At 66.1% G+C, this 20,579-nt stretch carries 16 protein-coding genes; 13 read left to right on the top strand and 3 right to left on the bottom strand.

The window, feature by feature from the left end:
* Position 1: 1 nt before the first annotated feature.
* The 13 genes from bchB (at position 2) to Q0982_RS20275 (ending at position 17,739) form a co-directional block, all read left to right on the top strand.
* The gene (gene bchB / locus Q0982_RS20335; RefSeq protein WP_299399071.1) at positions 2–1,609 is read left to right on the top strand and encodes a ferredoxin:protochlorophyllide reductase (ATP-dependent) subunit B; all 1,608 of its coding nucleotides are present in this window, start codon (positions 2–4) and stop codon (positions 1,607–1,609) included.
* Positions 1,584–5,300 (top strand): magnesium chelatase subunit H, encoded by a 3,717-nt coding sequence (locus Q0982_RS20330; protein WP_299399238.1) that lies wholly within the window; start codon positions 1,584–1,586, stop codon positions 5,298–5,300. Before bchB ends, Q0982_RS20330 begins: the two co-directional genes overlap by 26 nt.
* Positions 5,297–6,208, top strand: a complete 912-nt coding sequence (bchL, locus tag Q0982_RS20325) for a ferredoxin:protochlorophyllide reductase (ATP-dependent) iron-sulfur ATP-binding protein (protein ID WP_299399069.1) — start codon at positions 5,297–5,299, stop codon at positions 6,206–6,208. Before Q0982_RS20330 ends, bchL begins: the two co-directional genes overlap by 4 nt.
* Positions 6,209–6,219: 11 nt before the next feature.
* Positions 6,220–6,921 (top strand): magnesium protoporphyrin IX methyltransferase, encoded by a 702-nt coding sequence (gene bchM / locus Q0982_RS20320; RefSeq protein ID WP_299399067.1) that lies wholly within the window; start codon positions 6,220–6,222, stop codon positions 6,919–6,921.
* Positions 6,918–8,357 (top strand): BCD family MFS transporter, encoded by a 1,440-nt coding sequence (locus tag Q0982_RS20315; protein ID WP_299399065.1) that lies wholly within the window; start codon positions 6,918–6,920, stop codon positions 8,355–8,357. The genes bchM and Q0982_RS20315 overlap by 4 nt, the downstream gene beginning before the upstream one ends.
* Before the next feature lie 25 nt (positions 8,358–8,382).
* The gene (gene puhA, locus Q0982_RS20310; RefSeq protein WP_299399063.1) at positions 8,383–9,165 is read left to right on the top strand and encodes a photosynthetic reaction center subunit H; all 783 of its coding nucleotides are present in this window, start codon (positions 8,383–8,385) and stop codon (positions 9,163–9,165) included.
* On the top strand, positions 9,162–9,851 hold the full coding sequence (gene puhB, locus Q0982_RS20305) for a photosynthetic complex putative assembly protein PuhB (RefSeq protein ID WP_299399061.1): 690 nt from the start codon (positions 9,162–9,164) through the stop codon (positions 9,849–9,851). The genes puhA and puhB overlap by 4 nt, the downstream gene beginning before the upstream one ends.
* A 17-nt stretch (positions 9,852–9,868) precedes the next feature.
* Entirely contained in the window at positions 9,869–10,321 is a 453-nt protein-coding gene (gene puhC / locus Q0982_RS20300; protein ID WP_299399059.1) for a photosynthetic complex assembly protein PuhC, read from the top strand.
* A gap of 33 nt (positions 10,322–10,354) precedes the next feature.
* On the top strand, positions 10,355–11,419 hold the full coding sequence (acsF, locus tag Q0982_RS20295) for a magnesium-protoporphyrin IX monomethyl ester (oxidative) cyclase (RefSeq protein ID WP_299399057.1): 1,065 nt from the start codon (positions 10,355–10,357) through the stop codon (positions 11,417–11,419).
* Positions 11,420–11,450: 31 nt separating this feature from the next.
* A complete protein-coding gene (gene puhE, locus Q0982_RS20290) occupies positions 11,451–12,581 on the top strand; it encodes a putative photosynthetic complex assembly protein PuhE (protein WP_299399055.1) in 1,131 nt (376 codons plus the stop codon).
* Entirely contained in the window at positions 12,544–13,782 is a 1,239-nt protein-coding gene (hemA, locus tag Q0982_RS20285) for a 5-aminolevulinate synthase (protein WP_299399053.1), read from the top strand. The genes puhE and hemA overlap by 38 nt, the downstream gene beginning before the upstream one ends.
* A 388-nt stretch (positions 13,783–14,170) precedes the next feature.
* Positions 14,171–15,526, top strand: a complete 1,356-nt coding sequence (gene ppsR / locus Q0982_RS20280) for a transcriptional regulator PpsR (protein ID WP_299399051.1) — start codon at positions 14,171–14,173, stop codon at positions 15,524–15,526.
* 17 nt (positions 15,527–15,543) lie between these two features.
* The gene (locus Q0982_RS20275; protein WP_299399049.1) at positions 15,544–17,739 is read left to right on the top strand and encodes a GAF domain-containing protein; all 2,196 of its coding nucleotides are present in this window, start codon (positions 15,544–15,546) and stop codon (positions 17,737–17,739) included.
* Between the two features lie 30 nt (positions 17,740–17,769).
* Here the strand turns inward: Q0982_RS20275 and Q0982_RS20270 are convergent, their stop codons facing one another.
* Genes Q0982_RS20270 through pufM form a run of 3 tightly spaced genes read right to left on the bottom strand, consistent with a single transcriptional unit; the run spans position 17,770 to position 20,579 of the window.
* Entirely contained in the window at positions 17,770–18,570 is an 801-nt protein-coding gene (locus Q0982_RS20270) for a heme oxygenase (biliverdin-producing) (protein WP_299399046.1), read from the bottom strand.
* Between the two features lie 24 nt (positions 18,571–18,594).
* Entirely contained in the window at positions 18,595–19,608 is a 1,014-nt protein-coding gene (gene pufC / locus Q0982_RS20265; protein WP_299399044.1) for a photosynthetic reaction center cytochrome PufC, read from the bottom strand.
* Complete coding sequence (gene pufM, locus Q0982_RS20260; protein ID WP_299399042.1) at positions 19,605–20,579, bottom strand: photosynthetic reaction center subunit M; 975 nt, start codon at positions 20,577–20,579, stop codon at positions 19,605–19,607. Before pufM ends, pufC begins: the two co-directional genes overlap by 4 nt.

The following is a 20,579-nucleotide window of genomic DNA, read 5'->3' as shown; positions in this document are numbered from 1 at the left end:
CATGCAATTGACACTCTGGACATACGAGGGACCACCCCACATCGGCGCGATGCGGATCGCAACCGCCATGGACGGGCTGCACTACGTCCTGCATGCGCCGCAGGGCGACACCTACGCCGACCTTCTGTTCACCATGATCGAGCGGCGCGACAGGCGCCCGCCGGTCACCTACACCACCTTCCAGGCACGCGATCTGGGCGGTGATACGGCAGCGCTGTTCAAGTCCGCGGTGCGCGACGCCTATGAACGCTTCAAGCCGCAGGCCCTCCTGGTGGGGGCCTCCTGCACCGCGGAGCTGATTCAGGACGATCCGGGCGGACTCGCCAAAGCCCTGGACCTGCCGGTGCCGGTCATCCCGGTCGAACTGCCGGCCTATCAGCGCAAGGAGAACTGGGGCGCGGCGGAGACCTTCTACCGCCTGGTACGGGCCATGGCCGGACCCAGCATGCCCGCCCCGGGCACCACCCGCTCCGCGCAGGCGGACGGCGCACGACCGAACGGGGCGCGGCCGTCCTGTAACATTCTGGGGCCGACGGCGCTCGGCTTCCGTCATCGCGACGACGTCCGGGAGATCACCCAGCTTCTCGGTCGGCTGGGCATCGCGGTCAACGTCGTCGCGCCGCTCGGTGCAACGCCTGCCGACCTGGCGCGCCTCGGCGAGGCGGACTTCAACGTCGTGCTCTACCCGGAGATCGCGGATACGGCGGCGCGCTGGCTGGAACGCAGCTTCAAGCAGCCGCGCGTGACCACCGTGCCCATCGGCGTCGGAGCGACCAAGGACTTCATCGCCGAGGTCCAGGCGCTCGGCTTCGCCGTCGCGCCGGAAGCCGGCTTCGACAGCGACCTGCGCCTGCCCTGGTACTCCCGTTCCATCGACTCGACCTATCTGACCGGAAAGCGGGTCTTCATCTTCGGTGACGCAACCCATGCCGTCGCCGCGGCCCGGGTCGCGTCCGAGGAGCTGGGCTTTCAGGTCGTCGGCCTCGGCACCTACAGCCGCGAATTCGCCCGCGACCTGCGGGCCGCCGCCGCGTGTTACGGCGTCGAGCCGCTGATCACCGACGACTACCTGGATGTCGAGGCCCGCATCGCCGAGCTGCAGCCCGAACTGGTCCTCGGCACCCAGATGGAGCGCCACATCGCCAAACGGCTCGGTATCGGCTGCGCGGTGATCTCGGCGCCGGTCCACGTTCAGGATTTCCCGGCGCGCTACGCGCCGCAGATGGGTATCGAAGGCGCAAACGTGCTCTTCGACACCTGGGTGCACCCCCTGATGATGGGCCTGGAAGAGCACCTGATCGGCATGTTCCGCGAAGACCCTGAGTTCGGTGCCGACGCCCGGCCCTCTCATCTGGGTCATGGATCGAGTCCGGCAGAGACGCGATCTGCCGGCGTGCCCATCGAGATCTCCCCGACCGTCACCGACTCCGGAGTCCGTTCCGGCGACGAGATCCGTTGGGCCGAGGAGGCAGAGAAGGAACTCGGCAAGGTTCCCTTTTTCGTTCGCGGAAAGGTCCGCCGCAACACAGAACGCTTTGCCCGTGACGGCGGACTGGCCCTGATCACTCTTGAGACGCTGTATGATGCCAAAGCCCACTTCGGACGCTGACGCGACCCCCCTTCGGGTCGTAATCGTTACGCTCGACAATCATCTGGCCAGCGCCACTGAGAGAGCCTGCCGGCGCCTGAAGCGCGGCCTGCCGAGCCTGACCCTCAGCCTGCATGCCGCAACCGAGTGGAGCGACCCGGAAGCCCTGGCCCGTTGTCGCGCGGATATCGAGCAGGGCGACATCATCATCTGCACGATGCTGTTCATGGAAGACCACGTCGAGGCCGTGCTGCCCTGGCTGAAGGCACGGCGTGAGCACTGTGACGCGATGATCGGCTGCATGTCGGCCGGTGAGATCATCCGCCTCACCCGCCTCGGCAAGCTTTCCATGGACGGCAGCAGCGGCGGCGCCCTGTCCTTGCTGAAACGTCTGCGCGGGCGCAACAAGAAGGGCAGCACAGCCGGCGCGCAGCAGCTTGCGATGCTGCGCCGGCTGCCGCAGATCCTGCGGTTCATTCCGGGCACCGCCCAGGACCTGCGCGCCTACTTCCTGACCATGCAGTACTGGCTGGCGGGCTCCGAGGCCAACGTCGCCAACATGGTACGCTTCCTCGCCAGCCGCTATGCCGCAGGACCGCGCGCCGGACTGCGCGGGCGCTTCAAAGCCACCCTCCCGGTCGTCTATCCGGAGGTCGGCCTCTACCATCCGGGCCTGCCGCGGCGGGTGACCGAAGATCTGGCGGACCTGCCGGGCGGCGGCAGCGGCGACGCCAGGCGGGTCGGCCTGCTGCTGATGCGGTCCTACGTTCTGGCCGGCGACACGCGCCACTACGACGGTGTGATCGAAGCCCTGGAAGCCCGCGGCATCGAGGTGGTTCCCGCCTTTGCCAGCGGCCTCGACTCGCGTCCGGCGATCGAACGCTTCTTCGTCGCCGAGGACCGCCCGCGGATCGATGCCATCGTTTCCCTGACCGGCTTCTCACTGGTCGGCGGCCCGGCCTACAACGATTCGAAGGCGGCGGAGGAGGCGCTGGCCGCCTTGGACGTGCCCTTGATCTCCGCCCAGGCGCTGGAATTCCAGACGCTCGACCAATGGGAAGCTTCGCCGCGCGGCCTGACGCCCATCGAAGCCACCATGATGGTCTCGCTGCCGGAACTCGACGGCTCGACAGCCCCCATCGTCTTCGGCGGACGCGGGCACAAGGCGGACGACCCAGCCCCGGGCCAGCGCGACATGCAGCCGCATGAAGAGCGGGCCGGCCTGCTGGCCGCAAGAGTGGCCCGAATGATCGACCTGCGGCGGCTGCCGCGCGCCGACCGTAAGGTCGGAATCGTGCTTTTCAATTTCCCGCCCAATGGCGGGAGCACCGGTACCGCAGCGCACCTCTCAGTCTTTGGATCATTGCACCGTGTTCTGCAGGGGCTGAAACTTGAGGGCTACAGCGTCGACGTGCCCGACACTGTAGACGCGCTGCGGTCGCGGATCCTGGAGGGTAACGCCAAGCGCTTCGGGACCGACGCCAACGTCCACGCGCGCATCGCAACGGACGACCATGTGCGCCGCGAGACCTGGCTCGGCGAGATCGAGGCCCAGTGGGGCCCGGCCCCCGGCCGCCAGCAGAGCGACGGCTCGTCGCTCTTCGTTATGGGTGAGCGCTTCGGCAACGTCTTCGTCGGCATCCAGCCGGCCTTCGGCTACGAAGGCGACCCCATGCGGCTGCTCTTCGAACAGGGCTTTGCCCCGACCCATGCTTTCTCCGCCTTTTACCGCTTCCTGCGCGAAGACTTCGCCGCCGATGCGGTGCTGCACTTCGGAACCCACGGCGCGCTTGAATTCATGCCCGGCAAGCAGGCCGGCCTCTCGTCCGCGTGTTGGCCCGAACGGCTGATCAGCGATCTGCCGAGCTTCTATCTCTATGCCGCCAACAACCCCTCCGAGGGCACGATCGCCAAACGGCGCGCATCGGCGACGCTGATCAGCTACCGCACGCCGCCGCTGTGCCATGCGGGGCTCTACAAGGGTCTCCTCGATCTGCAGGACTCCCTGAAGCGCTGGCGCGCCCTAACCCCGCAAGCGGCTGAAGAAAGGGACTCTCTTGCCGCCCTCATTCAGACGCAGGCGGCAGCGCTGGATCTTGCCCCTGAGACGCCTGCCTGGAGCGGGGGAAGCGACCGTGAGATCGCCGCCCTGCAGGACTCTCTGCGGGAACTGGAGGACTCGCTCATTCCGACCGGGCTGCATGTCATCGGCGAGGCCATGACCCGGGGCGAGCGGATCGAACTGCTGGATGCCATGATGGAAACCGCGACCGGCACCGCTGCCGACCGCCTGGCCGTCGAGGCGCTGGTGGACGGCGCGGCGCCGGAGACGGTCCTGGCCGCCAGCGGTCTGCCGTCCAACGAAGAGACCCAAGCGCTCGTCAAGGAACTGGCGGAGGTCAACCGCCTGCTGACCGAGGACTATGAGATCCCGGCCGTGCTGCATGCCCTCGACGGCGGCTTCATTCGCCCGGTGCCGGGCGGCGACCTGCTGCGCACCCCTGCCATACTGCCCACAGGGCGCAATGTGCACGGCTTCGATCCCATGCGTATTCCCAGCGCCTATGCGATTGCCGACGGCGCCCAGCAGGCCGAACGCCTGCTCGCACGGCATCGGGCCGGCGGAGAGGACTATCCCGAATCGATCGCCTTCGTGTTGTGGGGGACCGACAATCTGAAGAGCGAAGGCGGCCCGATTTCGCAGGCCATGGCCCTGATGGGTGCCCGCCCGCGCTTCGACGGATTCGGACGCCTCTGCGGTGCCGAACTGATTCCGCTGGAGGACCTGGGCCGCCCGCGTATCGATGTCATCGCCACGCTTTCCGGGATCTTCCGGGACCTTCTGCCCCTGCAGACCCGGATGCTGGCCGAGGCGGCCTATCTGGCGGCCACAGCGGAAGAGCCGCCGGAGCGGAACTTCCTGCGCAAGCACGCGCTCAGCTACCAGAAGGCGCAGGGCTGCGATCTAGAGGAAGCGGCGTTGCGCATCTTCTCCAACGCCGACGGCGTCTATGGGTCGAACGTCAACCACCTGATCGACAGCGGCTGCTGGGAGGACGAGGACGAACTGGCGAACACCTTCACCCGCCGCAAGGGCTTTGCCTATGGCCGCGACGGCAAGCCCGAACAGCGGGTGGAGCTGATGAACAGCCTGCTGGCCGATGTCGAGCTGACCTACCAGAGCCTCGAGTCCGTAGAGCTGGGCGTGACAACCATCGACCACTACTTCGACACCCTCGGCGGCATCAGCCGGTCGGTACAGCGCGCCCGGGGCGATACGGTTCCGGTTTACATCGGCGACCAGACCAGCGGCACCGCGAAGGTGCGTACGCTGGAAGAGCAGGTCGCGCTTGAGACGCGCACGCGCATGCTGAACCCCAAGTGGTACGAGGGTCTGCTGTCCCACGGCCACGAAGGTGTGCGCCAGATTGAGGCCCAGGTGACCAATACCATGGGCTGGTCGGCAACCACCGGCCAGGTGAACCCCTGGGTCTACCAGCAGATCACCGAAACCTTCGTGCTGGACGAGGAAATGCGCGAGCGCCTCGCCGCACTCAATCCGACCGCATCGGCCAAGGTCGCCAACCGCCTGCTCGAAGCCCAGGAGCGGCAGTACTGGTCGCCGGACGCCGCCGTTCTGGAAGCCCTGCGCAAGGCGGGACAGGACCTGGAAGACAAGCTCGAGGGCGTGGGCCAGGAGGCAGCAGCATGAACATCGCAACCAAACCTTCGGGCATCCTCACTGGGAACCGCTCCCGCCCCGACGGCGAAGGCAGCGTCCAGGTGAAGCTGGATCCCGATCTCGCCATCGACAGCGCCAAGGTCTTCACGGTCTACGGCAAGGGCGGCATCGGCAAGTCGACCACCTCTTCGAACCTCGCCGTTGCCTTCTCCAAGATCGGCAAGCGGGTGCTGCAGATCGGCTGCGACCCCAAGCACGATTCGACCTTCACGCTCACCAAGCAGCTGATGCCCACGGTCATCGACGTGCTCGAGTCCGTCGACTTCCACCCCGAAGAACTGCGTATCGAGGACTTCGTCTACGAAGGCTACAACGGCGTCATGTGCGTCGAGGCCGGCGGGCCGCCGGCCGGCACCGGCTGCGGCGGCTACGTGGTTGGCCAGACCGTCAAGCTGCTGAAGGAGCATCACCTGCTGGAAGACACAGACGTGGTGATCTTCGACGTTCTGGGCGATGTCGTCTGCGGCGGCTTCGCCTCGCCGCTGCAGCATGCCGACCGCGCCCTGATCGTCGCCGCCAACGATTTCGACTCGATCTTCGCGATGAACCGGATCGTCGCCGCGATCACGGCGAAGGCACGGAACTATGACGTCCGCCTGGGCGGCGTGATCGCCAACCGCAGCGCGGCCACCGATGAAATCGACCGCTTCAACGAGAAGGTCGGTCTCAAGACCCTGGCGCACTTCCCGGACCTCGACGTCATCCGGCGCAGCCGGCTGAAGAAGTCCACGCTTTTCGAAATGGAGGACTCACCGGAACTCGAGGCCGTCCAACGAGAGTATCTGCAGCTCGCCGAGACACTCTGGGCCGGTACGGAGCCGCTGGAGGCGGAGCCCATGAAAGATCGCGAAATCTTCGACTTTCTCGGGTTCGACTGAGGGGACGGACGATGGCAACAGCCTCTTACTTCGAACGGCGCAGCGAGCTCGAGACCTACTTCGACCGCACGGCGGCAGAGGCCTGGTCGCGCTTGACCTCCGACGCGCCGGTCGGACGCATCCGCGCGACGGTACGTGCCGGGCGAGAGCGCATGCGGGCCACCCTGCTGAGCTGGCTGCCGGAGGATCTCCGCGGCCGGCGCATTCTGGATGCCGGCTGCGGCACCGGAGCGCTGTCGATCGAGGCGGCGCGGCGCGGCGCGGACGTGACCGCCGTCGATCTTTCGCTCACGCTTGTACAACTGGCCCAGGACCGATGCCCCCAGGACCTCGGCCCCGGATCAGTTAGCTTTCAGGTCGGTGACATGACCGACCCCGCACTCGGCGCCTTCGATCACGTCGTCGCCATGGATTCGCTGATCCACTACGAGGCGGGCGATACGGTCGACATGCTGGCGCGCCTCTCGCAAAGGGCGCAGCGCAGCCTGCTCTTTACCTTCGCGCCGCGCACACGACCGCTGGCGGCGATGCATACGCTCGGGCGCCTCTTTCCGCGCGGCAACAGGGCGCCGGCTATCGAGCCCCTGCGGGAGATCGACCTGCGGCGCCGCCTGGCGCGGGCCAAGCGGTTGGACGGCTGGGAAACCGGCCGCAGCGAGCGCATCGCCAGCGGTTTCTACACCTCGCAGGCCCTGGAGTTGCGACGCCCATGAGAAGCCTGCAGCGAGTTCTGGCACGCGGCTGGCTCCAGGTCGGGCCACGCTTCCTGCCGTTTGCCGATGCGGCAACGGCGGAGCTGCCGCTCGGCAGACTGCTGCGCCTCTCGCTGTTCCAGGTCTCAGTCGGCATGGCGGTCGTCCTCATAACCGGCGTGCTGAACCGGGTGATGATCCTGGAACTGAGCGTGCCGGCCTGGTTCGTCGCGCTGGCTGTCGCCCTGCCGCTGATGCTGGCGCCCCTGCGCGTGCTTATCGGCTTCCGCTCCGATTATCACATCTCGGTCCTCGGCTGGCGGCGGGTGCCCTACATCTGGACCGGCACCCTGATCCAGTTCGGCGGGCTCTCCATCATGCCCTTCGCCCTGCTGGTGCTCTCCGGCGACAACTACTACGACGTCCCGGCCATCGTCGGCCAGGGCGCCGCCGCCGCGGCCTTCTTCATGGTCGGTATCGGTCTTCACATGTCGCAGACCGCAGGCCTCGCCCTGGCAACCGATCTCGCACCGGCGGAGGCGCGCCCGCGCGTGGTTGCGCTGCTGTACGTCATGCTGCTCCTGGGCATGGTGGTCAGCGCCCTCGCCTTCGGGGCGCTGCTGGCCGACTTCAACGCGGTAAAGCTGATCAAGGTGATCCAGGGCGCAGCCGTGGTGACGGTGGTCTTTAACGTCGTGGCGCTCTGGCAGCAGGAGGCGCGCGATCCGGCGCGCACCGACCCGGCCCTGCCGCGCCCGGCGTTTACCCAGACCTGGCGCGGCTTCATCGGCCAGGGCCGCGTGCGGCGCCTGCTGGTGGCGATCGGGCTGGGGACCGCGGCTTTCAGCATGCAGGATATTCTGCTGGAGCCCTATGGCGGCCAGATCCTCGGCCTCAGCGTCGGCGCGACCACGGTGCTGACCGCCCTGCTGGCCGGCGGCACACTGGTCGGTCTCGCCCTCGCGGCCCGCCGTCTCGGCCGCGGCGCCGACCCCTTGCGGCTGGCCGGTTGGGGCGCCGTCGCCGGCCTGGCGGCCTTTGCCCTGGTCATCCTGGCCGCACCCCTGAACTCCCCCACTCTGTTCCGCGCCGGCACGGCGCTGATCGGCTTCGGCGGCGGGCTCTTCGCCGTCGGCACGCTGACCGCCATCATGGCCCTGGCCGAGGGCGCGCACAGAGGCATCGCGCTCGGCGCCTGGGGAGCGGTCCAGGCCTGCTGCGCGGGCGGGGCCATTGCCCTGGGCGGCGCCCTGCGGGACGTCGTTTCGCAGCTCGCGGACACAGGCGCGCTGGGCCCGGTTCTGACCGGTCCCGCCATCGGCTATGGCGCGGTCTATCACATGGAAATCCTACTGCTCTTTGCCACCTTGATCGCCCTGGGGCCGCTGGCACGGGCGCAGGACCGGCGCAGGGCGGAATCGAAAAACCGTTTCGGGCTGGCGGAGTTCCCCGGCTAGACCCGATTGTTTGTGGAGGTTTGTCATGTCAACCGGCGCATTTACCAGCTACATCGACGTCGCTCAGATTGCCCTCTATATCTTCTGGGTCTTCTTCGCCCTGCTGATCTTCTACCTGCGGCGCGAGGACAAGCGCGAGGGCTATCCCCTGGAATCCGATCGCTCCGACCGGGTGACCGTCCAGGGCTTTCCCTCTCTGCCGGACCCCAAGACATTTCATCTGCACCACGGCGGCACGGTGACGGCGCCGCGGACCGAATCGGACACTCGGACGATTCACGCCGAGCCGGCATCCTACTTCCCGGGTGCGCCTTTGATGCCGACCGGCAATCCGATGACCGACGCCGTCGGGCCGGCCTCCTATGCACAGCGTTCGAACACGCCCGACCTGACCGCCGAAGGCGAGGTGAAGATCGTGCCTCTGCGGACGGCCGGCAACTTCTATCTGGAGCCGCGCGATCCCGACCCGCGCGGCTGCCCGGTCGTGGCGGCCGACGGTCAGACGGCGGGCACCGTGGTGGATGCCTGGGTCGATCGTGCCGAGGTGCTGATCCGCTACCTTGAGGTTGAGGTTTCAGGCCCCGAAGGCCAGCGGCGCGCCATGTTGCCCATGACCTGCGTGCGCATGGGCGGCAAGTCCGGGGCCCGGACGGTCCGCGTCAACGCGATCACCGCGGCGCAGTTCGCCGACGTGCCGCCGCTGGCGAACCCGGAGCAGATCACCCTGCTGGAGGAAGACCGCATCTGTGCCTACTACGCCGGCGGCAACCTCTATGCCACGCCCCAACGCCAGGAGCCGGTGCTATGACGGCCCATTCTCACGGTCACGACGATTTCGCGTTCGAACCCGTCCCTGGCCTGCCCGAGACCCTGCCGGAGGGAGAGGAGATCCTCTGGCAAGGGGCGCCCGCGTGGCGTTCGCTGGCCCGGCGTGTTTTCCACGTCCGGAAGATCGCCTTTTATGTGACGTTGCTGCTGCTCTGGCAGGGTGCGACAACGCTGCATGACGGCGGCGGCTTTGCCATGGCTGCCGTCGCCGTTCTTCTGCCGTTACCGCTGGCACTGGGCGCGGTTGCCATACCGGCCCTGCTGGCGTGGGGTTCCGCGCGTTCGACGGTCTACACCATCACCAACAAGCGGGTGGTCATCCGATCCGGCATCGCCCTGGACGTTACCGTCAACCTGCCGCTGGCGAAGATCGAATCCCTCGCCAAGCGGCTGCACCGCGACGGCAGCGGCGACGTTCCCATGACGCTCTCTGGTGATGGACGGATCGCCTACCTCGCCCTCTGGCCCAACGCCCGCCCCTGGCACCTCGCCCGGCCGCAGCCGATGCTGCGCTGCCTGGAGGAGCCTGAGGCCGTCGCCGACCTCCTGGTCCGGACCCTGATCGCAACCCAGGCCGCTGCGGGCCTGGAGACCGTGGATGGCCAGCCCGAGGCCAAACCGACGGCGGAGCAGCCCCGCCCGCCGCTGATTGCCGCGGCCTCCTGAGATAGGGAATCCACACCATGACCACAAACCACAAGCAGACCGAGACCATTCCGCGGCCTGTCCTGCTTGCCGCCGGGGCCATGGTCATCCTCGCCATCGCGCTGGCTGGTTTCGGCCAGACGAGCGGCATCGGGCGGGTCAGCCTGCCAGAGGCGGAAGCCGTTGCGAGCCGGGATCTGCGTTTCGAGCAGCGCAGTGATGGCCAGGTCGTGGTCCTGGACAGTAACGGTATCGCCGCGATCAATCCGAAAGGCGCCGGCTTCCTGCTGGGCATTGCCCGCGGCCTGGGGCGCGAGCGCCTGCTGCGCGGTGGCGACCCGAACGCGCCCTTTACCCTGACGCGCTGGAGCGACGGGCGGCTGTCTCTGCTGGACCGGGAAACCGGCAGCGAAATCGAACTGTCAGCCTTCGGCCCGGACAATCGGCGCCTGCTTGCGACCCTGCTCTATGCAGAGACCGTTGCGCAATGACGCTTGCCTGACGCAAGCGCAAAGGAGAACACCATGGACGACCTCAACATCAACGACGCCGTCAATGTCACCACCCGCCAAGCCGTCACCGAGGACCTCATCTCGCCGCGCTTCTACACCACCGACTTCGCGGCCATGGACCGCTTGGACGTCAGCTCGGTGCGCAGCGAGTGGGATGCCCTGATGGCGGAATTCCGGGCCGACAACAATCGCCACCACTTCGACCGCGACCCCCGGTTCAACGTCGACATCGAGGCGCTGCCCGAAGACCTGCGGGAAGAGTTCCTCGACTTTCTGGTGAGCTCCCTGACCGCCGAATTCTCCGGCTGCGTGCTCTACTCGGACATCAAGACCCGGGTGAAGAACCCGGACGTAAAAGCGCTGATGGGCGCCATGAGCCGTGATGAGTCCCGCCATGCCGGGTTCATCAACAAAGCGCTCAAGGACTTCAATCTCGGGATCGAACTGGGCTTCCTGAAGAAGACCAAGAAGTACACCTTCTTCAAGCCGAAGTTCATCTTCTACGCCACCTATCTCTCCGAGAAGATCGGCTACGCGCGCTACATCACAATCTACCGGCAGCTCGAACGCAATCCGCAGTACCGCTTCCATCCGATCTTCAAGTGGTTCGAGGCCTGGTGCAACGACGAGTTCCGCCACGGCGAAGCCTTTGCGCTGATCATGCGTGCCGACCCACGCCTGCTGCGCGGCCGCAACAAGCTGTGGATCCGCTTCTTCCTGCTGGCCGTCTTTGCAACCATGTACGTGCGCGATCATGCCCGGCCCGCGCTGCATCGCGCCCTCGGCCTCGATCCCACCGAGTTCGATTTCACGGTCTTCCGCATCACCACCGAGATCTCAAAGCAGATCTTCCCGGTCAGCCTGGATCTCGACAATCCTGCCTTCCACGCCGGTCTGGAGCGCCTGCGGCGCATCGCCGAGGCGAGCAAGGCCGCCAAGCAAAGAGGCGGCTTGGTCGGCGGCGCCAAACGGGCTGCCCTTGCCGTTGCCGGCGCAGCGACCTTCGCCCGGCTCTACCTGCTGCCGACGCGCAAGCACGCGCTGCCGCAGAACGTCCGGCTGGACCCGGTGTGGTAGGCGGCAACCGGACCGAACGAGAGGCACGCCGATGATGGAATACGGCCTCCCTGTGATTTTCGCGCTCTTTGTGTGGTGGTTCTCCACCGGCGTGATCATCTACCTGGACGGCCTGCCCAGGCACACCTTCCGCTGGAGCATGCTCGGCGCGACTCTGCTGCTCGCCGCGTCGGTCTACGGCTTGGCCATCACCAAGAACGACACCAGCGTCGCGGGGGCCTACTGGGCCTTCACCTTCGGCCTGCTGACCTGGGGCTGGCAGGAAATCAGCTTCTACATGGGTTTCGTAACCGGCCCGCGAAAGGAAGCCTGCCCGAAGGGTTGCCGCGGCTGGAAGCACTTCGGTCACGCCATACAGGCCAGTCTCTACCACGAACTCGCGATCATCGCCTCAGCGGTGCTGGTGGTCGCGGTTACCTGGAACGGTGCCAACCAGATCGGCACCTGGACCTTCATGATCCTCTGGTGGATGCACGAGAGCGCCAGGCTCAACGTCTTCCTGGGCGTGCGCAACCTGAACGAGGAGTTCCTGCCGGAGCATCTGGAGTATCTGAAGAGCTTTCTGACCAAGAAACCGATGAACCTGCTGTTCCCGGTTTCAATCACCGTTTCGACGGTGATCCTCACCTGGCTGGTTCAGCTGGCGATCGCGCCGGAAGCCACCGCTTTTGAAGCGGTCGGCTATACCTTTCTGGCAACCATGATGGCGCTGGCAGTGTTGGAGCATTGGTTCCTGGTGGTTCCCCTGCCGACTGCCTCCCTGTGGAACTGGGCCCTTTCCTCCCACAGCAAGACTCAGCCCCTCGATGCCGAGCCGGCCACCTTCGGTGTCGTGGAGGATCACAACCTCGAGCAGGTGAGCACCCTCGCCGCACTGGATCTCGGCGCGAGCGGGGACATCGAAACAGATCACGGGCACGGCCACGAGGATCAGGCGGCGTTATCGCATGGCGGCGCCCCCGGCGAAAATGAACAGCCGCGCATCGTGGCCATCGGACAGAAACTGGACCGCCCGGCGCCGGACGCCGGCACCGCAGCCTGCACCGCGGCCGCCACAACAGTCACCTCCGGGCCAGCCGCTCGGACACGGCCTGTCGAACCTCAAAGCGAGGAGGAGACGAAGAATGGATTACCAGAGCTTCTTCGACCAGCAGCTTACTGATCTCCGTCGGGAGGGACGCTATCGCGTATTCGCCGATCTGGCGCGTCAGGCCGGCAGCTTTCCGCGCGCCACCTGCCATCCTTCACACCAACCCGGCGAGGAGCCGGGCGACCCTTGCGGTGAGGTCACGGTGTGGTGTTCCAACGACTACCTCGGCATGGGGCAGCACCCCGCCGTGCTCGCGGCCATGCACGAAGCGATCGACCGCTGCGGCGCCGGCGCCGGGGGAACGCGCAACATCTCGGGCACCAACCATTATCATGTCCTGCTCGAACGCGAATTGGCCGACCTGCACGGCAAAGAGGCCGCGCTGCTCTTCACCTCGGGCTATGTGTCGAACTGGGCCGCGCTGACGACCCTGGCCTCGCGCCTGCCCAACTGCGTTGTCGTTTCCGATGCCAAGAATCACGCCTCCATGATCGAGGGCATCCGCCACTCGCGTGCGGAAAAGCGCATCTTCAAGCACAACGACCCGGAGGATCTGGCACGCAAGCTGGCCGACATCGAGCCCGGACGCGCCAAGCTGGTCGCCTTCGAATCCGTCTATTCCATGGATGGCGATGTCGCACCCATCGCCGAGATCTGCGAGGTGGCCGAGAGATACGGCGCCATGACCTACCTCGACGAAGTGCACGCGGTCGGTCTCTACGGCCCGCGGGGCGGCGGCATCGCCGAGCGCGAGGGGCTGATGGACCGCCTGACGGTCATCGAAGGCACGCTCGGCAAGGCGTTCGGCGTGCTCGGCGGCTATATCTCCGGCTCGGCCGCCGTGGTCGATTTCGTCCGCAGCTTCGCCTCGGGCTTCATCTTCACCACCGCCCTGCCCCCCGCCGTGACCGCCGGCGCCCTGGCATCGGTCCGCCATCTGAAACGCAGCAAGGCGGAACGCGCGCGCCACCAGGAGCGCGCCGCAACCCTGAAATGGATGCTGACGCAGGCGGGGCTGCCGGTCATGCCGTCGGAGAGTCACATCGTTCCCGTACTGGTGGGCGACCCTCGCAAGTGCAAGGCGGTGACCGATCTGCTCTGGGAGCGCTATGGCATCTATGTCCAGCCGATCAACTATCCGACCGTGGAACGCGGCACCGAGCGGCTGCGGCTGACGCCCTCGCCGCTGCACAGCGACGATGACATGGAACGCCTTGTCTCGGCCCTGAGCGAGATCTGGTCCGAGTTCGCCCTGGTCAGAGAGGCCGCCTGAGACAGCCGGCACTCGGAGCGTTGCGGGCACCGCAATTGGCTGCCGGTATTATAGGTTGCATCACGAGCGCGCCAACACCAAATGCGGTCAGGCGAATTGACTGCTATGATGTTGATTTCACAAATATTTCAGTAAATTATGCTTGTAGTCTGACAGGCGCTGTCCACATTTATGGACAGACAGGACCACGGTCTGTAGAAGTGGGTTCATAAGCAGGTCGTGAAATATAAGACCTGTGCGCGAGGGGGGATTGGTTTAGAGCAACGGCTCGTGGCTGTGCCGAGGGGCGCCTTGCGAAGAGGGTCTACCGGCAGGGGTGGTTTGCGTCCCGCCCATGGCAGCCGCAGTCAGCCGGCCCGGTTTCGACAGCGCATGAGATTGAGTCATTATGGAAGGCTTGAACGTCGCACAACCTGACATAACCATCCATCTGGATATGGAGGGGACCATCCAGCGCGTCTCCCATTCCGCCGCGATCCCTGACAGCGATGTCGAGAGCCTGCGCGGGCGGGCCTGGAGCGAGACGGTCGGCGACGTCGGCGGCGACAAGATCAAGCACATGCTGGAAGACGCGCGGGACCGGGGGATCTCCGCCTTTCGCCAGCTTAACCAGCACTTTCCCAGCGGGCTGAAGCTGCCGATCGAGTACACGGCGGTGCGCCTTGGCGACAACCAGGGCCTGGTCGCGATCGGGCGCAACCTGCAGGCCGTGGCCGAACTGCAGTCCCGCCTCGTGGCCGCGCAGCAGGCCATGGAGCGCGACTACTGGAAGCTTCGTGAAGTCGAGACCCGCTATCGACTGCTCTTCGACTCATCGAACGAGGCGGTGCTCCTGATCCGTGCCTCGAACCTGCATATCGTGGAGGCCAATCCGGTCGCGATCCGCGGGCTCGGCGTGTCGGCCCAGGGCGGCGAGTTCCTGGCCGAGATCGCGGCGAAGGAGCGCCAGCATTTCGAGGACATGCTGCAGAGGGTCCGCGATCAGGGCAAAGCGCCCGCCGTTATGATCCACATGGGCCAGGACCAGACACCCTGGCTGGTCCGCGCGTCCCTGATGACCGCTGGACCGGGCCCGATGTACCTGCTTCAGCTCTCCCCCGTCTCTGCCGAGGCTCCTGCGAGCCTCGTCAACGATACGATGCCGATTGCCGACCTCATCGCGCGGGTTCCCGATGCCTTTGTCGTGCTCGACAAGCAGGGCACGGTCCTGCGGACCAACCAGGCCTTCCTCGACCTGGTTCAGGCCGGCTCCGAAGCCGTTGTCGTCGGAGAGCGGCTCAGCCGCTGGCTGTGGCGGCCCGGCGCAGATCTGACTGTCCTGCTGGCCAACATTCAGCTCCATGGGACGGTCAGGCTGTTCTCGACGACCGTGCACGGCGATCTGGGCCTGGAAACCGAGGTCGAGCTCTCCGCCAGCGGTGACAGGGACGGCGATCCCCAGCATATCGGGGTCCTTATCCGCGACGTGAGCCGGCGCCTGGTGAACAGCACCCAAGGCCGGGAACTCAGCACGCTGGTCAGTACGCTCACCGAGCAGATCGGCAACACGTCCCTGCGCGACCTCGTGAAGGATACGGTCGGCGTTGTCGAACGGCACTACATCGAATCGGCGCTTGAGCTGACCAACGGCAACCGCACGGCCGCGGCCGAACTCCTGGGCCTGAGCCGCCAGAGCCTCTATGCCAAGCTGAACCGCTACGCGATGGACGGCGGCACACCGCCGCCGTCAGACACCAAAGCGTAGCCGGCGCCCCCGCGAGCGTGTCCGAACAACAGCCCGCGACACCGGCCTTCGGCGAAGCCGATCTCTCGAACTGCGAGCGCGAACAGATCCATCTGGCGGGTTCGATTCAGCCCCATGGCGCGCTTCTCGTGCTCCGGGAACCGGAGCTGCGCGTTGTTCAAGCCAGCGCAAACGCCGGCGACTTCCTTGGACATGAGGCCCTTGTCGGCGCGACGCTCGACGAACTGCAGGGCGATCTCTCCGAGAAAGTCCGGCGCCACCTCGGCGACCGCATGGATCGCATTCCGATTGCCGTCCGATGCCACCTGGGCTCGCCGGCACAGGAATTCGATGGCCTGATCCATCGCCCGCCGGAAGGCGGACTGATCGTCGAGCTCGAAGAGGCCGGCGCATCGCTCAACCTGTCCCAGCATCTCGAAGACTCGCTGCGCAAGATCCTCGAAGCCGCTTCCCTGGCCGAGCTCTGCAGCGAGTCCGCCGGCATCATCAAGGCGCTCACCGGCTTCGATCGGGTCATGGTCTACCGCTTCGACGAAGAGGGGCATGGCGAGGTCTTCGCAGAACGCCGGGAGGAGCATCTGGAAGCTTTTCTCGGAAACCGCTACCCGGCATCCGACATTCCGCAGATCGCCCGGCGGCTCTACGAACGCAACCGCGTACGGGTGCTGGTCGACGTGGACTACGAACCGGTGCCGTTGCGGCCGGGGCTTTCGCCGCTGACCGGCGGCGAGCTCGACATGTCGCTCTGCACGCTGCGGAGCATGTCGCCGATCCACATTCAGTATCTGCAGAACATGGGCGTCAGCGCAACATTGGTCGCCTCCTTGATGGTTGCCGGCCGGCTCTGGGGCCTCATTGCCTGCCATCACTACGCACCGCGCCCGGTTCCCTACGAGACCCGCGCTGTCGTCGAGCTTCTGGCGGAAACCATCGCGACGCGCCTCGCAGCTCTTGAGAGCTTCGTGCAGGCCGAAGCGGAGCTCATGGTCCAGCGTCTCGAACAACGTCTTGTCGAGGCGATTTCACGTGACGGCGATTGGCAGTCCGCTTTGTTCGGACATAGCCGTTCTCTGCTGCAGCCCCTCGACGCCAGTGGCGCGGCCCTGCTGTTCGAGGGCGAGGTGCGGACCACGGGCGAGGTGCCGGGAACCCGCGAGCTGCGCCGCATCGGCAACTGGCTCGACCGCCATGCGCGCAAGGGTCAGATCACCACGACCTCGCTGGGCCGCGAAGAGCCTGCCTTTGCATCCCTGACGCCGGTGGCCAGCGGACTGCTGGCGATGCCCCTTTCCAGCGTTCCCGGCGAGTACCTGTTGTGGTTCCGGCCGGAGCGGATCCGCACGGTCACCTGGGGCGGCAATCCCTTCAAGCCGGTCATCGTCGGCAACGACCCCTCCGATCTTTCACCGCGGCGCTCCTTCTCTCAATGGCACGAGGTCGTCGAGGGCACGGCCGACCCCTGGACCTCCGCCGACCTGAACACGGCACGCCTGATCGGCGACACGCTGGCCGACGTGGTTCTGCAGTTCCGCTCGGTGCGCATGGTGATCGCCCAGGAGCAGCTCGATCAGGTCAGCGACAAGGTAAAGCTCTCTGAACAACCGGTGATCACGGCCTCTCCGGAAGGCCGCATCCTGCTGATCAACTCGGCGTTCCGGCGCTTACTGAAGGACCCAGGCAAAGAACTGACCACGGTCAACGACCTCCCGTCGCTCTTCACCAACCCCAACGCGGTAAGGCGCAGTCTCGACGACCTGCTGCGTCATCAGAGCACCTGGCGCGGTGAGGTTGTCCTCTCCGTCCAGGGGGACGAAACGACGCCGCTGCGTGTGCGTGCCGATGCGGTGATCTCCGCGCCCAATCATCTGCTCGGCTTCGTCTTCATGTTTACCGACCTGACCGAGCGCAAAGCCGCAGACACCGCCCGCCGCCAGTTCCAGGAAGGGCTGATCGGACGCCATCAGATGCACGGGCTGCAGCTCAACTCGAAGTCCGATCTGCTCTACCGCAATCTGCTGTCCTCGGTCGTCGGCAATGCGCAGCTTGCCGCGCTCGAGATCACCGACAGCATGGAACTGGCGAAGATTCCGTCCAAGCTCGAGAGTGTTCAGGCCTCCGTGGCGCGCTCCAAGGAGCTGCTGGAGCACCTGATGTGGCATGCCATGGTGGACGACGACAGCGAAGACAGAGACGGGCCGGGAGAGGAGGACTAGCCGCCGGAAGTCTGCGGCTCATGATCCGCTCTAGGGCGCTGCGGCCCGAACGGCCAAAGACAGCGCGATGCTATCCTGGAAAGCCCGCGTGCCCTCGTCGAGCACCGCGTGGAATTGCGATGGCGCCAAGGGGGCGCAGTTGATCCTCTCGCGGTAAATGCCTCGAAACCGCTCGAGATCGCCCACCCCCGCGAAGTCGTAGAACGAAAGACATCCGGCCTGCAGGCCCAGGTTGCGGGCCAGCAGGCGCTGCAGCACGCGTCCGCCGTTCAAATCGCCGAGATAGCGGGTGTAGGCGTGGCCAAGAAGCCGCGCCGGATCGCTCTCTGCCACCGCTTCGATGCGCTGGGCGTAGTGGTCGGCGGCGGGCAGCACCGGCAACGACGACTGCCAGGTTGCTCCAAAGAGAGCGGCAAGATCTTGCGCAAGGCCTTCGGCACGGTAGACGGCAGGATCGGCCAGTCCTGAAATGACGGGGTCCGCCTTCACCTGTTCGAGAGACCGCTCCAGCGCCCCGTAGACCCTGTGCAGGTTGCGCAGCAACAGCACATAGCCTGACTGGCTGGCAGTGCCGCGCAGAATGTCCGCGATGATCCCAGAACGCTCGGCCTGGCGATGCAGGAGCCGGGTTCGTTCCTTCAAGCTGTCCGCCAGACCCGGCGCGCCGATAGAACCGCCGCGCCGCGTGCGACGTTCCCCTGCGGTAAAACCCGGATCCGCTCTCTGCCCATCCATCGGGTACACCTCAACCGGCTTCTTGCAAAGACGAGCTTCGCCGAGCCGGCCGGCGGGGTCAAGCGACGGCCCGCCTTCGGGCGGGCCGTCGTCCAAGGCACCCTGCTCAGAGAGAGCCGCTCAAGGCGGCGCGGCGCTCAGGGAAGGGAAGTCGCCCAACATGCTGTCGCCGTTCAGCGGCTTCTGAACCCCCTGGTGACAGGTCGTGCAGTACGTCTTGGCGACATCGCCCAAGGGCCCCAGCCGACTCGGCGGGAAGACAGGCTGCAACGGATCGAGATGCTCGATGTTCAAGGCCCGCACCATCTCGATGCCATGCCAGGCGGTCATGCGCTGCGGGGTACTCTGCGCCCACTCCTGGACCGCGCGCGTGTTGTGACAGAACGTGCAGTTGACCCCCAGGGCCTCGGACATATGGATCATGAGCGCATAGGAGCGCTCGGTATCCTGGATCGAAACCACGTGATCGCTCGGCAGAGCGTCCAGTCCCTCGACGCGGATCTCACCGTAGTCGCCCAGCAGCGCGGTAAAGGGGTCGGTGTGCATTGAGGTCAGCCCAACGGAAACGGTGTTCTGCCCGGCCGTATAGCCGGCCCAGCCGCCCGTCGGCCCGGGCTCTTCCTCCTTGTACCAGACGTTCTGCGGCACCGGATGACCACGGTGGCAGGTGTAGCAGGTGACGCCGGTCTGGGCGACATGGTCCGTCCAGTTGGTGTTGATGTCCCAGGTCATCTGCAGCATCCGCCGTGCGACGCCCTTGGTGTAGACATCGTCCGAGGCCAGGTTCTCCTCGTTGTGGCAGTAGGCGCAGCCCTCTTCGGGCGAGACCCACTCGGTGATCGCGGCCATCAGACGGTCGAACTGATCGGAGCTGAGATGCCCCAGCACCGGCACGTTCTCGTAGACTTCCGATGCGCGCGGGCCGCTGGTGTCAAGCTCCCAGGGCGGCTCCGGCACCTGGTTCGCCGCAACGCCCTCGGCCAGGCGCTCGATGTCACCGATCTGCACCATCGCGGTGCCGCGGAAGCCGGTCTGGTTGTTGTCCACCGGCGGCAGGTCCCAGTCGGCCATTGCGAACATGGCGACGGTCAGAAAGGCTGCGACCACCGCCAGCAATCCGGTCCAGATGTTCATTGCCCTGCTCCCATCGCCGGGTCGCCCATGCCCTGGAAGATGTCCGGGTAAGGCGGGGCCACACCGTGTTTCACCGACCAGAGATACCAGTTATCGACCACCGTGCCGGTCAGCAGGATGCCGATGCCGCCGGTCAGGGGCGTCAGCACCGCAAACCACCACGCCCAGCGATGGATCGATTCCATCGTGGCGTTGAAGCCCATGGTCCAGCGCCAGAACAGCGCCGCCCGTTCCGATGCCGTGCCGCGGTCGGTCACCTGTTCGATCTCGCGCTCGCCGCCGAGGCGGCTGACCGCAAGGATCGTCGCGCCGTGCATGGCAAAGAGCAGCACCGAACCGTAGAGGAAGACGATCGAGAGTGCGTGGAAGGGGTTGTAATGCAGGTTGCCGTACCGCAGCGAAAAGGCCGTCGTCCAATCGAGATGCGGGAAGATGCCGAAGGGCACGGCCTCGGACCAGCTCCCCATCAGCGCCGGGCGGATGAAGCCCAGCACCAGGAAGAGGAAGATGGCCGATGCGAAGGCCCAGGCGACATGGGTGCCCATGCCCAGGGCGCGGGCCCGGCGGTAAGTGCGCACCCACCACAGCAGGATGGAAATGGTCAGGAAGAACCCGGCCATAACCCACCAGCCGCCTTCGGAAAGCGGTGGCAGGAATGCGAAGCCGTACTCCGGCGGCGGCGGCTCGAGCGCCAGCCAGGGCAGTTGACGGACGAACTCGATCGGATCCCAGTTCACCGAGGCGGCCATGTTGAGGCCGATGATCTCAATGGCGGCGAAGCCGAAGAGCAGTGAAACGATGCCGGTCCAGCCGAGATAGATCGGTCCGATCTGGGCATTGCCGAGCCAACCGATCCAGTAGGCGAAGAAGGGCTTGCCTGCGCGGTCGGTGTCGTGGCGCGGCAGGTCGACCCCGAGATCGGGAGCAGCGCGGACCTGAACGCGTGTGAAGATGTTTTGATACTCAGCCAT

The organism is Pelagibius sp., assembly GCF_028281305.1.
Taxonomy (GTDB): Bacteria; Pseudomonadota; Alphaproteobacteria; order Kiloniellales; family Kiloniellaceae; genus Pelagibius.
This window is presented reverse-complemented; position numbering and strand designations above follow the sequence as displayed.

Coding starts and splice junctions, on each gene's coding strand:
- hemA (WP_299399053.1), top strand. CDS start 12,544: ATGGATTACCAGAGCTTCTTCGACCAGCAGCTTACTGATCTCCGTCGG.
- ppsR (WP_299399051.1), top strand. CDS start 14,171: ATGGAAGGCTTGAACGTCGCACAACCTGACATAACCATCCATCTGGAT.
- puhA (WP_299399063.1), top strand. CDS start 8,383: ATGTCAACCGGCGCATTTACCAGCTACATCGACGTCGCTCAGATTGCC.
- puhE (WP_299399055.1), top strand. CDS start 11,451: ATGATGGAATACGGCCTCCCTGTGATTTTCGCGCTCTTTGTGTGGTGG.
- acsF (WP_299399057.1), top strand. CDS start 10,355: ATGGACGACCTCAACATCAACGACGCCGTCAATGTCACCACCCGCCAA.
- pufM (WP_299399042.1), bottom strand. CDS start 20,579: ATGGCTGAGTATCAAAACATCTTCACACGCGTTCAGGTCCGCGCTGCT.
- bchM (WP_299399067.1), top strand. CDS start 6,220: ATGGCAACAGCCTCTTACTTCGAACGGCGCAGCGAGCTCGAGACCTAC.
- bchL (WP_299399069.1), top strand. CDS start 5,297: ATGAACATCGCAACCAAACCTTCGGGCATCCTCACTGGGAACCGCTCC.
- puhB (WP_299399061.1), top strand. CDS start 9,162: ATGACGGCCCATTCTCACGGTCACGACGATTTCGCGTTCGAACCCGTC.
- pufC (WP_299399044.1), bottom strand. CDS start 19,608: ATGAACATCTGGACCGGATTGCTGGCGGTGGTCGCAGCCTTTCTGACC.
- bchB (WP_299399071.1), top strand. CDS start 2: ATGCAATTGACACTCTGGACATACGAGGGACCACCCCACATCGGCGCG.
- Q0982_RS20330 (WP_299399238.1), top strand. CDS start 1,584: ATGCCAAAGCCCACTTCGGACGCTGACGCGACCCCCCTTCGGGTCGTA.
- puhC (WP_299399059.1), top strand. CDS start 9,869: ATGACCACAAACCACAAGCAGACCGAGACCATTCCGCGGCCTGTCCTG.
- Q0982_RS20315 (WP_299399065.1), top strand. CDS start 6,918: ATGAGAAGCCTGCAGCGAGTTCTGGCACGCGGCTGGCTCCAGGTCGGG.